Annotated in this window: 12 protein-coding genes and 1 pseudogene; 5 read left to right on the forward strand and 8 right to left on the reverse strand. The window is 69.2% G+C overall.

Translation table 11 applies throughout. From position 1 onward, the window contains the following. Positions 1-8: 8 nt before the first annotated feature. The 5 genes from QZX79_RS06010 to QZX79_RS06030 all read right to left on the reverse strand — a co-directional run bounded on the left by QZX79_RS06010 (position 9) and on the right by QZX79_RS06030 (position 4,815). Positions 9-371: a zinc-binding dehydrogenase gene (locus QZX79_RS06010; RefSeq protein WP_294566023.1), complete on the reverse strand. Its 363-nt coding sequence runs from the start codon at positions 369-371 to the stop codon at positions 9-11. Continuing rightward, a complete protein-coding gene (locus QZX79_RS06015; RefSeq protein ID WP_294566025.1) occupies positions 368-934 on the reverse strand; it encodes an alcohol dehydrogenase catalytic domain-containing protein in 567 nt (188 codons plus the stop codon). Before QZX79_RS06015 ends, QZX79_RS06010 begins: the two co-directional genes overlap by 4 nt. Positions 935-1,214: 280 nt before the next feature. Then, entirely contained in the window at positions 1,215-1,976 is a 762-nt protein-coding gene (locus QZX79_RS06020) for an SDR family oxidoreductase (protein ID WP_294566028.1), read from the reverse strand. 38 nt (positions 1,977-2,014) lie between these two features. After that, positions 2,015-3,349, reverse strand: coding sequence for an FAD-binding oxidoreductase (locus tag QZX79_RS06025; RefSeq protein ID WP_294566033.1), 1,335 nt, complete (start codon positions 3,347-3,349; stop codon positions 2,015-2,017). Continuing rightward, the gene (locus tag QZX79_RS06030; protein ID WP_294566036.1) at positions 3,346-4,815 is read right to left on the reverse strand and encodes an MFS transporter; all 1,470 of its coding nucleotides are present in this window, start codon (positions 4,813-4,815) and stop codon (positions 3,346-3,348) included. Before QZX79_RS06030 ends, QZX79_RS06025 begins: the two co-directional genes overlap by 4 nt. Positions 4,816-5,015: 200 nt before the next feature. Here QZX79_RS06030 and QZX79_RS06035 point away from each other — a divergent pair, with 200 nt between their 5' ends. Beyond that, entirely contained in the window at positions 5,016-5,495 is a 480-nt protein-coding gene (locus QZX79_RS06035) for a MarR family winged helix-turn-helix transcriptional regulator (RefSeq protein WP_294566039.1), read from the forward strand. 76 nt (positions 5,496-5,571) lie between these two features. Here QZX79_RS06035 and QZX79_RS06040 read toward each other — a convergent pair whose 3' ends face one another. Further along, the gene (locus QZX79_RS06040) at positions 5,572-6,999 is read right to left on the reverse strand and encodes an FAD-binding oxidoreductase (protein WP_294566042.1); all 1,428 of its coding nucleotides are present in this window, start codon (positions 6,997-6,999) and stop codon (positions 5,572-5,574) included. Between the two features lie 157 nt (positions 7,000-7,156). Beyond that, positions 7,157-8,035 carry an alpha/beta fold hydrolase gene (locus QZX79_RS06045; protein WP_294566046.1) on the reverse strand — a complete coding sequence of 293 codons (879 nt, stop codon included), beginning with the start codon at positions 8,033-8,035 and terminating at the stop codon, positions 7,157-7,159. Between the two features lie 133 nt (positions 8,036-8,168). Between QZX79_RS06045 and QZX79_RS06050 the strand changes: the two genes are divergently transcribed. The 4 genes and pseudogenes from QZX79_RS06050 to QZX79_RS18560 all read left to right on the forward strand — a co-directional run bounded on the left by QZX79_RS06050 (position 8,169) and on the right by QZX79_RS18560 (position 12,078). Continuing rightward, entirely contained in the window at positions 8,169-10,142 is a 1,974-nt protein-coding gene (locus tag QZX79_RS06050) for a BTAD domain-containing putative transcriptional regulator (RefSeq protein WP_294566049.1), read from the forward strand. Positions 10,143-10,206: 64 nt separating this feature from the next. Next, a complete protein-coding gene (locus QZX79_RS06055) occupies positions 10,207-10,599 on the forward strand; it encodes a VOC family protein (RefSeq protein WP_294566051.1) in 393 nt (130 codons plus the stop codon). Positions 10,600-10,625: 26 nt separating this feature from the next. Next, a complete protein-coding gene (locus QZX79_RS06060; RefSeq protein WP_294566054.1) occupies positions 10,626-11,381 on the forward strand; it encodes a ZIP family metal transporter in 756 nt (251 codons plus the stop codon). Between the two features lie 227 nt (positions 11,382-11,608). Beyond that, positions 11,609-12,078 (forward strand): annotated as a pseudogene (locus tag QZX79_RS18560) (AmiS/UreI family transporter). Between the two features lie 206 nt (positions 12,079-12,284). On the opposite strand, the gene QZX79_RS06070 reads toward QZX79_RS18560, so the two are convergent. Continuing rightward, positions 12,285-12,862, reverse strand: a 578-nt coding sequence (locus tag QZX79_RS06070) for a LysR family transcriptional regulator substrate-binding protein (RefSeq protein WP_294566060.1), incomplete at its 5' end; no start/stop codon positions are given.

Here is a 12,862-nt window from a genome sequence, read left to right on the forward strand (position 1 = left end):
GGGTCAGTTCAGGCCTGGTTGGCTCCGGAGACGACGATCTTGCCGCGGAGGTGTCCACCCTGGCTGAGGGCGAGGGCCTGCGGGACCTGCTCGAAGGGGAACTTCCGGGCGATCTCGGTCTGGAAGGCGCCCCGGGCGGCAAGGTCGAGCACCGGGGGGAGGGTTTCGGTGGTGAGGGCCGTGGGATCGCCGGCGGCGACGATCGCACCCTGGGCCCCGGCGGCGAAGTCGACGATGGTGAGGATCCGGGATGCGGGCACGAGCCCGGCGACGCGGGCGATGAATTCCTGGCCTGCGGTGTCGAACGCGGCGTCGACGCCCTGGGGCGCAGCGGCCGTGATCTCGTCGACCATGGTCTCGCCGTAGGTCACCGGTGTTGCGCCCAGGGAGCGGAGGTAGACGCTCTTCCGATCTCGGGGCTGGCAGTGCCGATGACCCGATGGCCGCCGGCGACGAGGATCTGCACGACGGCGCTTCCCACGGCTCCGGCTGCACCGTTGACGACGACGGTGGACGCCGGCGACGGGGCCAGGAGTGACAGGCCGCGCTGCGAGGTTTCACCGGAGGTGGCCAGGGTGACCGCCTGCTCGGCCGTCAGGCCCTCAGGGATCACCGCGAGCCGGGCGGCGCCGGTGACGGCCTTCTCCGCGAAGGCTCCGCTGTCGGCAAAACCGACAACCCGGTCACCGACCGTGAAGCCCTTGACGCCGTCGCCGACCTCGAGCACCGTGCCGGCGATGTCCGTCCCCAGAACCGCCGGCAGCGGCAGCGGGAACATCTCGGCGAGGTAGCCGTTGCTGAACTTCCAGTCCAGCGGGTTGATGCCGATCGCTTCGACGGCAACCTTTACCTGCCCGGCGGCTGCGGTGGGCTCATCGGCCTCGCCGAGGACGATGGAGTCGGGGCCGTAGCTGTTGAGGAGATGCGCTTTCATGATGGGTCCTTTGGTCTGGAGTTCGTGCACGGGCTGCGGAAGAAGCCGCGGGTCTGGGTCTGCATCCTGCAAGGTGGCCGACCACTCATTTGAAGATATGTTGCCGACCCCGTTTTCTTTCATGCTGTTGGAACCAGAGACTGGGGCACATTATTCCGGCCGGACCTCAAGGGCCCATCGAGATCGCCGCAACATTACCCTTCGGCTGCCGAAAGGGGGCCCAGGCGAAGCGGACGGCCCGGGGTCACCGAGGCCGAATAGTCCGCGTGGCTCAGGGACGCTACGGCGCGCTTCCCGAGGGACCTGCTGTCTTGTCCACGAGGTAGTGAAGCACCTCGCCGGTCAGGGGACTCGTGCCGGCGATAAGTTCGGCCAGGTGGATTCCGACCTCGGTGCCCTCGATCCAGCGCGGGTCGTCGACCCCGGCGAGCTGCCGCGCCCGGGTACGGACCACGCCGAGAATCACCTCATGGATGCGCGGTCCACGCCCGGCCAGCTCAGCCGCGAGGGTGCGGGTGAGGGACTTCGTCGCCGCGGCGGTCAGCGCGACGCCGCCGGCGCCGGGGAAGGGAAGGTCGGCGCTGAGCCCGTTGAGCTGCACCAGCACCCCGCCGGCACTGATGTGTGGGACCAGGGCGCGATACAGGCGGAACACGGTGGTCTGGTTCGCCGCGAGCAGGGCGTCCCATTCGGCATCGGTCAGGGCCAGCAGGGGCTTGCGGCCCTGATTTCCCCACGACGCGACGCTCACGATGACGGCGTCGAACCCACCGTGTTCGGCGGCTAGGGCCGTTACCGCGTGGTCCAGGTCCTCCGCCAGGGCGTCAAGCACCGTGGTGTGAAGGCGCGGGGAGCGCAGCCGGGAGGCGAGCTCATCGAGACGGCTCCTGCTCCTGCCCGCGGCTACGACGGCCGCGCCGGCGTCGACGAGGGCGCGGACCACGCCTTCGCCGACACCGCCCGCACCTCCAACGACGAGCGCTGTCCTGCCGTTGAGGTCGGTATGCGGGTGGGCCCACGCGGGCCTGGTGAGGGTATTCATCGTTTTTCCTTTGCGGGTCGGAGAAGACGTCGGGAGGGTCATGCCCTCAGGGGAAAGTTGGCATTGAAGAGACCCTCCGGGTCGTAGGCGGCCTTCAGATCGCGGAGCCTGGCCAGGGATGCCGGTGGAAAGGCGTCGGCGAGCCGGCGCGGATCCTTGTCCATCTCGAAGCTCAGGTAAAGCCCGTCGAGGTGGGGATGAAGCCCTTCCCACTCCCGCCAGAGTTCTCCTCGGCGGGCAGGGTCGGCTCCGACGAAGATGGAGAAGTTCTGGTGCCGGTGCCCATAGGCGGTGGCACCGGCGTCGACGTCGTTGATCCTCCCGCCGACCGCGCGGATCTGCAGCGTGGCGGCGGTCCCGCTGGCGAGCATCCCGGAAAGCCGGGCGGTGATGGCGGCGTCGAGGTGAACGGCGAGCCCGCTTCGCGTCTGCAGCGACACCGCACCGGTATGCGGGGTGCGGGTAGAGGACACCACCGCGGCGTAGGGCACGGCCTGGGACCCGCCGCCGAGAACCGGTGCCAGCACCAGGAACGGCGTGAGGGCCCGTCGGGCGGCGTCCGCGTCCAGCCCCGCGTAGACGATGCTCGCCATGCCGGCGGTGGACCCGGCGAACAGGTAGAGGAACGCCGTGATCTCCAGGGGTGCCGCTTCGACGGTGTCGCCCCACCGCTGCAGGAACCCAACAGTGTCCGAGATGTCGTACTGGACGGTGGTGGAGATGACGCCGGGGACCCTGGAGGCAGTGAACTCGAACTCCGTCACGATGCCGAAATTCGCTCCCGCCCCCCGGATCGCCCAGAAAAGGTCCGGATTCTCGGCCGCGCTCGCTGTGAGCACCTTGCCCCCGGCGGTTACGACGGTGGCCGCGGTCATGGAATCAATGGCCAGCCCGTGCTTGCGTCCCATCAGGCCGATTCCGCCGGCCGTGGCGAGCCCGCCAACCCCGACATCGCCGGAGTCACCCGAGCTGATCGCCAGGCCGGCAGGGGAGAGGGCCTGCGCGACCTCACCCCACCGTGCGCCCGGACCGACGCGCACCCGCCCCGTGCCCGAATCGAGGACGTCGACCGTGTTCATCGCCGAGAGGTCAAGGACGATCCCGCCGTCATTGGTGGAGGCGCTGCTGATGCCGTGGCCGCCGCTTCGCACACTCAGGGGGAGGCCCGACGCCGTCGCATAGGACAGCGCGTCAACGACGGCTCCGGCCGTGCGCGGACGCAGCACGGCCGCCGGTGAACCCCGGTAGGAGTAGGTGTGCCGCAGCGGCCCGTACCCCGGGTCGGAGGGGAGAACCAGGCCTTCGCGGAGGGAGGCGGGCAGCGACGAGCGGGTGATGCCGCCGGCCATGCCGCGCAGCGGTGCTGAACTCATCCGAGGGCCGTGTCGGTCGATGCCGGCGTCGAACGCCGCTGCCGCACAGCCAGGACCAGCAGCCCGCCGAGAACGACGACGGCGGCTACCCCGAGGGCGGCACCGTACCCGGTGTCGACAGCGCCCGTTCCGGTTCCGCGAAGGGATCCGGTCACCGCGGCGGCGATGGCGCCGATGACGGTGAGCCCCACCGCGCCGCCCAGCTGCTGCGCGGTCTGGATCAGGCCGCTGACCGAGCCAGCCTCGCGGGGGCTGGCACCCGCAAGGGCCTGAGTGGTTGCCGAGGTGACCGCAATGCCGACCGCTGCACCGAAGGCCACGGTGGCCGCGACGAGAACGGCGGACGGCGCGCCGAGCGCGCTCACCAGAGCCAGGGTCGCGGTGGCCAAGCCGAGCAGTGCAAGCCCGATGAACAGGGAGGCCAGCGGGCCCCGCACGGCGACAAGCCGCGGAGTGACCAGCGCGGCCCCGATGGTGGCCAGGGACATGGGCAGCATCATCAGTCCGGCGCCGATCGGTGAAAAACCGAGGGATCCCTGAAGGATGAGTGAGAGCAACAGCATCGTCGGGTACAGGGCGACAGCGATGAGGACCATGCCGATGTTTCCGCCGGTCGAGGGCCAGCGCCTGAGCAGGTGCGCGGGTATCAACGGAGCCTGCTTTCCCCGTTCGGTGAGCCCGAAGGCAGTGAGCAGGACGGCGCCGCCGCCCAGCAGGCCGAGGGTGATGGGGGAGAGCCAGCCCTGCTCATTGCCGAGGGTCAGGCCGCCGATCAGCGCGGAGATTCCGAGGAAGGACAGCACGGCACCGGAAACGTCCAGGCGCTGCGCCGGTCCCCGCGGAATGGCGGGAATCAGCAGGGGAATGGCCACCAGCATCAGCACAATGAGGGGAACGTTCACCAGCAGCACCGCCCGCCAGCCCCAGGCCGCCGTGAAGCCTCCGCCCACCAGGACGCCCGCGGCACCACCGGAACTGGCGACCGCGCCCCACACGCCGATGGCGCGGCGTCGGGCCGCGGGGTCGGTGAAGAGCGTCGTCAGCAGCGACAACGCCGTGGGGGCAAGCCCGGCGGCTGCGGCGCCCTGCACGGCACGGGCGGCGATGAGGGTCTCCAGCGTCGGGGCAAGTCCACCGGCCAGGGCGGCCGCACCGAAGAGTCCTGCCGAGACGGAGAACATCCGGCGCCGGCCGATGACATCACCCAGCCGGCCGCCGAACAGCAGCAGGGCACCGAAGGTCAGCAGGTAGGCCGATACCACCCACACGGACAGCGATGCGGAGGCCCCGAGATCCCCGATCAGGCTGGGGAGCGCCAGGTTGACGCTGCTCGCGTTGAGTACCACCACGAACTGGGCTGCCGCCAGCAGGGCGAGCACCGCCCCTGCTCTCCGGCGGGGATGCTCGAGGGCGGGCGGCGGTGGGGCGGCTCGGTCGTTGAGGGTGGATTGTGGGCTGGACGGCATGAGTAGCCTTTCAGGAGTGCCCGCCTGGACCGCCCGCCTGGGGCGGTTCCGGCTGCCGGGTTCTAAGTTGCTGATTCGTCAGCAAGATAAGGAGACTCTAGCTGACGCGTCAGCAATCCAGCAAGTCCTTCCTGCTCTCGGCGGAAGCGGCGGGGCAGCGGGATCCAGACCCGGGTAGACTCCCTGATATGTCAGCAAACATGACCGAGCGTCAACTTCGGACGTGGGAGAACCTTCAGGAGGTTACCGAGCTGCTCCGGCGCGAGGTCGGCCGTGACCTGTGGAACGACGCGAAGCTCTCGGAGGCAGAGTTCACGGTGCTCGCCCATCTGTCGATGGCTGCGAAGGGCACTGCGCGGCCGTCCGAGTGCGCGCGCGCCATTGGCTGGGATTCAAGCCGCCTTGCCCACCAGCTCCGCCGGCTGGAGAAGCGCGGGCTGGTGGAAAAAGCGGCGAGCGAGGCCGCCGACGGCCGGGCCTCCCTGATCGCCCTCACGGACGAGGGGCGCACCGCCTACCGGCGCGCCCTCGGGCCGCATCTGCGGTCGGCACAGAAGTGGTTCGCCGACGCGCTCAGCGATGAGCAGGTGAACAACCTCGCCGACGCGCTTGAGACTCTGCTGCGGCATGGTTCACACCTCGCAGCGGCTCCTGCTCCGACGGCGGAACCGCGGGCCTGACGGCCTGCCGGTCGCGCGTGCTCGGTTTCAGCTAAGGCATGCGCCGGCCGCAACGATCCCCCCGTTCAGCCGCGGGTCAGCGGGGCGCGACGTTGTGGTTGAGCTGGAAAACGTTCCGCGGATCGACCTCGGTCTTGAGTGCGGTGAGGCGGTCGAAGACCTCCCCGCGGTAGACGGCGGCGTCGTCGGGGGAGCGGGTCCCCGGGTCGGGCGCGGCCGGTTCCTCGGCGCCCATGAAATTGACGTACCTACCGGGCGCAGCGTGCGGGGCGATGTCCCCGGAGAACCCCTTGACGAACCCGACGTTCCGCTCGTCGTCGCCGTCGTCGGTCCAGAATCCGTAGATGTTCAACCAGTAGGGCGATTGGCGGTCGGGGAACGGGGTGGCGCCGGCCAGCACCCGGGCCACCGCTCCGCCCATGTGGTGGATGTCGAACCCTGTGCCCTGCCAGGTCTGTTCGGCCGCCCGGCGGAGGAGGATCTCCTGGACTTCAGGGGAGAGATGCTTCAGCGCGGAGTTGCGCCAGTAGGCGCGCACGCCCTTTGGGAAGAGTTCGTCGACGGCGGACTGCCAGCCGGTCCAGGTGGCTGCCTCCACGTCTTCCATCTCCGGAGGCGCTGCGGCACGCAGGTCGGCAATGAGCGCTTCCCCGGCGGTCTGGTCCTCGCCGGCCCAGACGAACCCGACGATCATCAGCGGGTCGGTCCCCATCTCCCAATGCGGCGGCGGTGTGATGAAGGTCAGAATGCTGTTCAGGTCATCGGGCAGCGTTTGGGTCCAGGTGGCGTAGGCGGCCAGGGCCGTAACCCAGGTCCGCTGGGTATAGACGAGATTGCCGGCGTAGAGGGGCTGGGGGAGGCGGTGGGCCTTGAAGGTGAAGGCGGAGACGACGCCGAAGTTGCCGCCTCCGCCCCGCAGGCCCCAGAACAGCTCCGGATTCTGCTGTTCATCGGCCTCGACCACCTTCCCCGACGCGGTGACGACCCGCGCAGAGACCAGGTTGTCGATGCTCAGCCCGTAAGGCCGCGTCAGCCATCCCATGCCCCCGCCCAGGGCGAGCCCGCCCACGCCCGTCGCCGACACGACTCCCAGCGGAACCGCCAGTCCGTAGGGTTCGGTCGCGGCGTCCACCTGCGCGAGCGTCGCGCCGCCGCCGATCCGGACCAGGTTCCGGTCGGCGTCGACGTCCACTGCGGACAGGGCGCTGAGATCGAGCACGATCCCGCCGTCCACCGTGCCGTTACCGGCGACGCTGTGCCCACCGCCGCGGACGGCAAGCGGGATCCCGTGTTCGATGGAGCATCGGATGGCGGCGGCAATGTCGTCTTCGCCCGCAGCCCTGAGGACGGCGGCGGGACGTCGGTCGATCATGGCATTCCAGACGCGCCGGGCGTCGTCGTACTCCGGGTGGGCTTCGTCGATCACCTCCCCTGACGTTTCCGCGGTGAGGGCGAGGACGGCAGCCGCCGCGCCGTCATGACTGGGCATCAGGGGAGTGTGCATGATTCACCGACCGGCCGCGTCGGGGCTCCGTGTGAGTCCGCGGGGAAGCGCGGCGGGTTCATTATCTGACTAGCCACAGGTCAGGTCAACGGCTCGGAGGTTTGGTTACGGTGCGGGCTTCCGCCCGCTCGGACGGGAGCCGGCAGCCGTGCCCGACCTAGCGGAGGAGCAGGTCCCGGATGGCCTGAGCAACCTCGGCGGGGGTCTCCTCGGCCATGAAGTGTCCGGCCTGGGTGCTGAAGTGCTCAAGGTCCGGAGCCCACGCCTTCCACAGGGCCGCGGCGTCGAATCCGAGCGCGGAGCCCCAGTCCTGCTGGATGACGGTCACCGGCATCCGGAGCGTGTTCCCGAAGTCGAGATCCGCCTGGTCGTGGACGACGTCGATGCCGGCGGAGGCCCGGTAGTCGGCCACGATGGAGGGCACCGCGCTGGCGCTGGCGCGGAGGTAGGCCGACCGGACGTCCGCCGGGATGGCGCTGGAGTCCTTTGTCCACGCGTCCAGGAAGTGGGAGAAGAATGTGTCGGCGCTGTTCGAGATCATTTCCTCGGCGAGACCCGGGGGCTGGGCCATGAGGTAGAGGTGGAACCCGACCGCAGCGGACTGTCCGTGCAGCACGTTCCACATATCGAGGGTCGGCAGGACGTCAAGGCTGGCGAAGTGGGTGACGGCGTCGGGGTGGTCCATTGCGGTGCGGAAGCCGACGAGGGCTCCGCGGTCGTGCCCGGCGAGGGCGAACCTTTCGTGGCCCAGTTCGGCGGCCAGGGCGACGACGTCTTGACCCATCGTTCGTTTGGAATAGACGTCGGGGCCGGTCTCGGCGGGCTTGCCGCTGTCGCCGTAGCCCCGCAGGTCCGGGCAGATCACGGTGTGGTCCTGGGCCAGGTCCGCGGCGACGTGCCGCCACATCAGGTGGGTCTGGGGAAAACCGTGAAGCAGCACGACAGGGCTGCCCGAGCCGGCGACGGCGACGTTCAGCTGAACGTCGGCGGCCACCGTCACCTTCGAGTAGGTGAAGTTTTCAATCGTGGGGGTCATGGAGGAGTCCTTGGGTCGGGATCTGGGTGCAGCCCAAGGCTCGCACCGCCGACTCAACGGCTTCTCAACGACGTGCGGCGCCGGCGCGTGCGTCCGTCACACTTGATGGAGGCGTGTGGAAGGCGGTCCGGGCATGGGTGTGACGATCGGCGTTCTGGGGACGACGGCGGCCTGGGATGCGAACGGAGATCCGATCGTGTTGGGCGGCCCGCGGCAGCGCGCGCTGCTCGCCCGGCTCGCGGCAGCGCGCGGGCGCCCCGTCGCACTGGCGACGCTCGTCGAGGACCTCTGGGAGGACCCTCCGGCGAACGTCACCGGGGTGGTCCACACCTACATCGGCGCGCTGCGCCGGGCTCTCGAACCAGAGCGCCCCGCCCGGGGCAAGGCGCGGGTCGTCGTGTCGGCCGGTTCCGGGTACGCACTGCAGCTGGATTCCTGCGAGGTGGACTCCCTCCTGTTCGAAGAGGCCCTGAGACCGGCGGCCGGCGGTGCCGGACCCCCGCTGCCCGCCCTCGAGAAGGCGCTGTCCCGCTGGCGCGGCCCCGCGTACGCCGACTTCATCGATGAGCCGTGGACCTTCGCCGAACGCAAAAGGCTCGGGGAGCTCCGCCTCGGGGCGGTGGAGGCCCGTGCGGAGGAGCAGCTTCGGGCCGGTCAGGCCGTGCACGCCGTGACCGACCTCGATGTCTTCGTAGAGGAACACCCCTGGCGGGAGGAGGGATGGCGCCTTCTTGCGCTCGCCCTCTACCGGTCGGGCCGCCAGCACGAAGCCCTTGAGGCGCTGCGGCGGGCCCGGGCCCTGCTAAATGACAAGCTGGGCTTGTCCCCGCATTCGGTGCTCCGTGCACTCGAGCACGACATCCTGCATCAGTCGCCCGCGCTCGACCCGGAGCCGGTCCCCTCGGATGCACAGGAGCTGGTGTGGAACCGGACGCTGTCCGGCTACGGCCCGAACTCCGGGGTCGGCGCCAAGGGGCGGCTCCGCTCGACGGTTGAGCTGCTGCGCCATCTTGCGATCACCGGCGGCGGCGGGCTTGAGACCGCGCGCAGGCAGCGCCTGGCGGCGGTGGTGGCGGCCGACGGGCTGGCGGACGTGGATCTGACGGCGAGAGTGATCGGCGCCTACGACGTCCCTGCGCTGTGGACGGCGTCCGACGATCCCGTCCAGGCTGCTCACATCCTCGCCCTCACCGAGAAAACCCTCGCGGCGCTGCCCTCCGGAACGCACGGGACGCTCCGGGCGCGGCTGCTGACGACGATCGCCGTCGAATCCCGGGGACTGTCGGGAACACGGGGGCGGCAGGCGGCGCAGGAAGCGCAAGAGCTGGCCCGCGGCCGAAATGACCCGGCGCTGCTGGCATTTGCCCTGAACGGGACCTTTCTTCAGTCGTTCTCCCGATCGGGGCTGGCCCCCGAGCGCGCGCGCCTTGGTTCCGAAATCCTGGAGCTCGCCGGACAGCACGACCTGCCCACCTACGAGCTGCTGGGCCACCTCATCCGAATGCAGGCAAGCGCCGCACTGGCTGAGGTGGCCTCCGCCGATCACCACGCCGCGGAGGCCGACCGGCTGGCGGAGGAGTACGAATCGCCGCTGGTGGCGGTGTTCACCACCTGGTACCGCGCCCTGCGGATGGACCTGAGCGGCGGTGCGTCCACCGAGGTGGCGGCCGCCTACCGGGCGGCGGCGGGCCGACTGCGCGGCGCTGGCATGCCGGGGGTGGAGCGGGGCGCCCTGGCACTGTCCCTGCTGTGCCTGCGCCTTCGGCACGGGCGGCCCGCGCCCAGGGAGGAGGGGATCGACTGGGGCCCGTACCGGCCCTGGGCCGAACCCCTGGTCCTGCTGGCGAGGGGTTCGGGACAGGCAGCGCTCGCCGTCCTCCGCGGGGTTCCGGAGCCGGAGCCGACCCATCACCGGGAGACGCTCTGGTGCCTGATCGCCGAGGCGGCTCTTCAGCTCGGTGAGAAAGACACCATGGGCAGGGCGTACACGGAACTGCTTCCCGCCGCCGCCGAATACGCAGGTGCCGGAAGCGGGTTCTGCAACCTCGGACCCGTCTCCGGTTTCTTGTCACGGCTTGAGGACCGGCTGGGCGGCCGGCCGGAGTAGACGGACGAGAAATTCATCCCTGAATCCACCCCGCGGTGCGCCCTTGTCCCGTAGGGTGGCGCCCATGGAACTCCGTCTTGAGGTCGTCCAGGTGCCCGTCTCCGATGTGGACAGGGCCAAGGCCTTCTATATCGACGCCCTCGGCTTCGTGCTCGACCACGACGCCGAGCACATCCCCGGGATGCGGGTCGTCCAGCTCACTCCGCCGGGATCGTCCTGCTCCATTGTGATCGGTACCGGGATGACCAGCATGGCCCCCGGAAGCCTTGAGGGGCTCCAGCTCGTGGTGCCGGACATGGCTGCCGCGCGCTCCGAACTGGTAGGCCGCGGAGCCCCGATCAGCGAGCCGCAGGACCTTGGGGGATTCCTGTTCGCCTATTTCGCCGATCCGGACGGCAACCGATGGGTCCTCCAGGAGATTCCGCCGCGGGAATCAGCGGGTCCCGGGCAGTCTTGAGCCGAACCGCCGCGCGGATGACATAGATGCCGGTGTGGCTGCAGGCCCTGGGATGGGGAACCCTCGCCGGCGGGGCCCTCGTGCTGGGCTCCGCAATCGCCTGGCGGTGGACCGTGCCCGCCAAGCTCCTCTCCACGGTGATGGCTTTTGGCGCCGGGGTGCTGATCTCGGCGCTGGCCTTCGAGCTGGTCCAGGAAGCGGTGGAGGGCGGCGGGCTGCTGCCGACGGTGTTCGGTTTCCTCGCCGGGGCGCTGATCTTCGTCGGCTCGAACATCCTCCTGTCCCGGGCAGGCGCCAGGCACCGGAAACGGTCAGGGGCGATGCAGCCGACGGAAAAGGACGCGCCCGGCAGCGGAACGGCGATTGCCGTGGGCGCCCTGATCGACGGCGTTCCGGAATCCGTGGTGCTGGGTGTGGGTCTCGTCGCTTCCGGGACCGTCAGTCCGGCGATGCTCGCGGCGGTGTTCATTTCCAATGTCCCGGAAGGGCTCTCCAGCACGGCCGGCATGAAGCAGGCGGGCCGAAGCCCCGGATACGTCTTCGGAGTGTGGACAGGCATTGCCGTGTTGTGCGGGCTCGCCTCGCTGGCCGGATACGCATTGCTGCAGAACGCCCCGGCCGGGGTAATCGCCTTCATCACGGCCATCGCCGCGGGAGGCATCCTGGCGATGGTGGCGGACACCATGATTCCAGAGGCCTTCCAGGAACATCACAACCTCACGGGCCTCACGGCGGCGGTGGGGTTCCTCGTCTCCTTCACCATCCACGAGATGGGCGGCTGAGCGGACGGCGCGCAGGCGAACCGGCCGGCACTGCCGCAGGGTGCCTGCCGGTCGCATTCCCCGGACGGATACAGGAATGGAATTGACCAGCAGGACGGCGGTTGTTAGCTTTCGGATGACACCCTCCCGTTATCCGCAGGCGGCCCCACCGGACAAGGGAGCCGAGAATCAGCGCCGTTCGGCTATTTTACGTTGGAGCGGCCCTACTGCTGAATGGTCTTTCCCTGCTGGGAGTCGTGCCGGGCCGGAGTGCGGCGCTGATGAGCATTTTTGTCGGCGCACTGCAGTGTGTCCTTCCACTGTTTCTCCTGCTGCGGTTCGGCGGTGATCCCTCCGTCGTGCAGGCCGCCTTCCCTGTCTTCCTCTTCGGGTTCACCTACCTGTATGTCGGCATCGCGGCCCTGACCGGGATCTCCACCGAAGGGATCGGCTGGTTTTTCTTTTTGTGGCAGTATCGGCCGCTGGTCTTGGCGTCCTGTCATCGCTTGCGGGGGATCAGTCGTTCGCGGTGATCTGGGCGGCGTGGGCGGTCCTGTGGGCTTTGTTCTTCAGCATGTTCGCCCTGCGGGGATCCGATTGGACTGTCTTTTCGGGGTGGCTGGTGACCCTCTGGGCGCTGCCTATGACGTCCGTCCCGGCCGTGTTGCAGATGTACGGGCTGTGGGATCCCGGGCCCCGCGCCGCCGCCGGGCCATAAGCCCCGCACTGGCGACGCGTGTCCTGCAGGAACCGGATGTTGCGGTCATACGGGACCCACGGGGCTTTCAGGATTGGAAACCGTTCATACACGCTGCCCGGTTCTTCCGAGGTGAATAGGATTGGGCACAGGCTCCGTCCTCCTCGCCGTGCACCTCGGCTGGACGAGCGCGCTGCAGTGGCTGCCCTCGGCTTGGTCTGACTCTCTCAGTTCCGTGGAGCTGCCGTGACCAGGCGCGCCGAGTCGGTGCCTGGTGCCGCAAATCGGTCCACGGTGTCAAAGACGAACTGCTGCATGGCCGCAGCGGCGGCCGAGAGGCCGACATCGTTGCGTCGGGCCAGATTGACTGTCCGTGTCAGCGAGGGCTTCACCAAGCGAGCACTCCGTAGCCCGGGGCGGTCGATGACCACCATCGCTGGCACCACGGCCACGCCCAGCCCTCTTTCAACAAACCGCAGCACTGCGTCCATCTCGGCGCCTTCGACGGCGATCACTGGTTTGAGCCCGCTGGTGGAGAATGCTGCATCCGTGGCGACCCGTAGGTCGTAACTGCGATTGAAGGCCACTTGGGGGATGTTCGCCAGCTCTTTCAGTGTGAGCTCTTCCGGCATCGCCGATCCGGTGGCGGAGACGACCACAAGCTCTTCGGCGAGCAATGGGATCAATTCGGTGCCCGGAACCGTAGGGTCGACTCCGCGGGTGACTACCAGGGCCAGGTCCAGTGCACTTTCATTGAGGGCCTCCACGAGGAAACGCGAGCCGCCCTCCGTGATGTGGAGTTCCA

Origin of the sequence: uncultured Arthrobacter sp. (assembly GCF_902805515.1) — a bacterium.
GTDB lineage: Bacteria > Actinomycetota > Actinomycetes > Actinomycetales > Micrococcaceae > Arthrobacter_D.

Bases quoted from the DNA above. Each gene is read 5' to 3' on its own strand.
- QZX79_RS06040 (WP_294566042.1), bottom strand. From the start codon at position 6,999: ATGCACACTCCCCTGATGCCCAGTCATGACGGCGCGGCGGCTGCCGTC.
- QZX79_RS06050 (WP_294566049.1), top strand. From the start codon at position 8,169: ATGGGTGTGACGATCGGCGTTCTGGGGACGACGGCGGCCTGGGATGCG.
- QZX79_RS06035 (WP_294566039.1), top strand. From the start codon at position 5,016: ATGACCGAGCGTCAACTTCGGACGTGGGAGAACCTTCAGGAGGTTACC.
- QZX79_RS06015 (WP_294566025.1), bottom strand. From the start codon at position 934: ATGAAAGCGCATCTCCTCAACAGCTACGGCCCCGACTCCATCGTCCTC.
- QZX79_RS06060 (WP_294566054.1), top strand. From the start codon at position 10,626: ATGCCGGTGTGGCTGCAGGCCCTGGGATGGGGAACCCTCGCCGGCGGG.
- QZX79_RS06045 (WP_294566046.1), bottom strand. From the start codon at position 8,035: ATGACCCCCACGATTGAAAACTTCACCTACTCGAAGGTGACGGTGGCC.
- QZX79_RS06055 (WP_294566051.1), top strand. From the start codon at position 10,207: ATGGAACTCCGTCTTGAGGTCGTCCAGGTGCCCGTCTCCGATGTGGAC.
- QZX79_RS06030 (WP_294566036.1), bottom strand. From the start codon at position 4,815: ATGCCGTCCAGCCCACAATCCACCCTCAACGACCGAGCCGCCCCACCG.
- QZX79_RS06020 (WP_294566028.1), bottom strand. From the start codon at position 1,976: ATGAATACCCTCACCAGGCCCGCGTGGGCCCACCCGCATACCGACCTC.
- QZX79_RS06025 (WP_294566033.1), bottom strand. From the start codon at position 3,349: ATGAGTTCAGCACCGCTGCGCGGCATGGCCGGCGGCATCACCCGCTCG.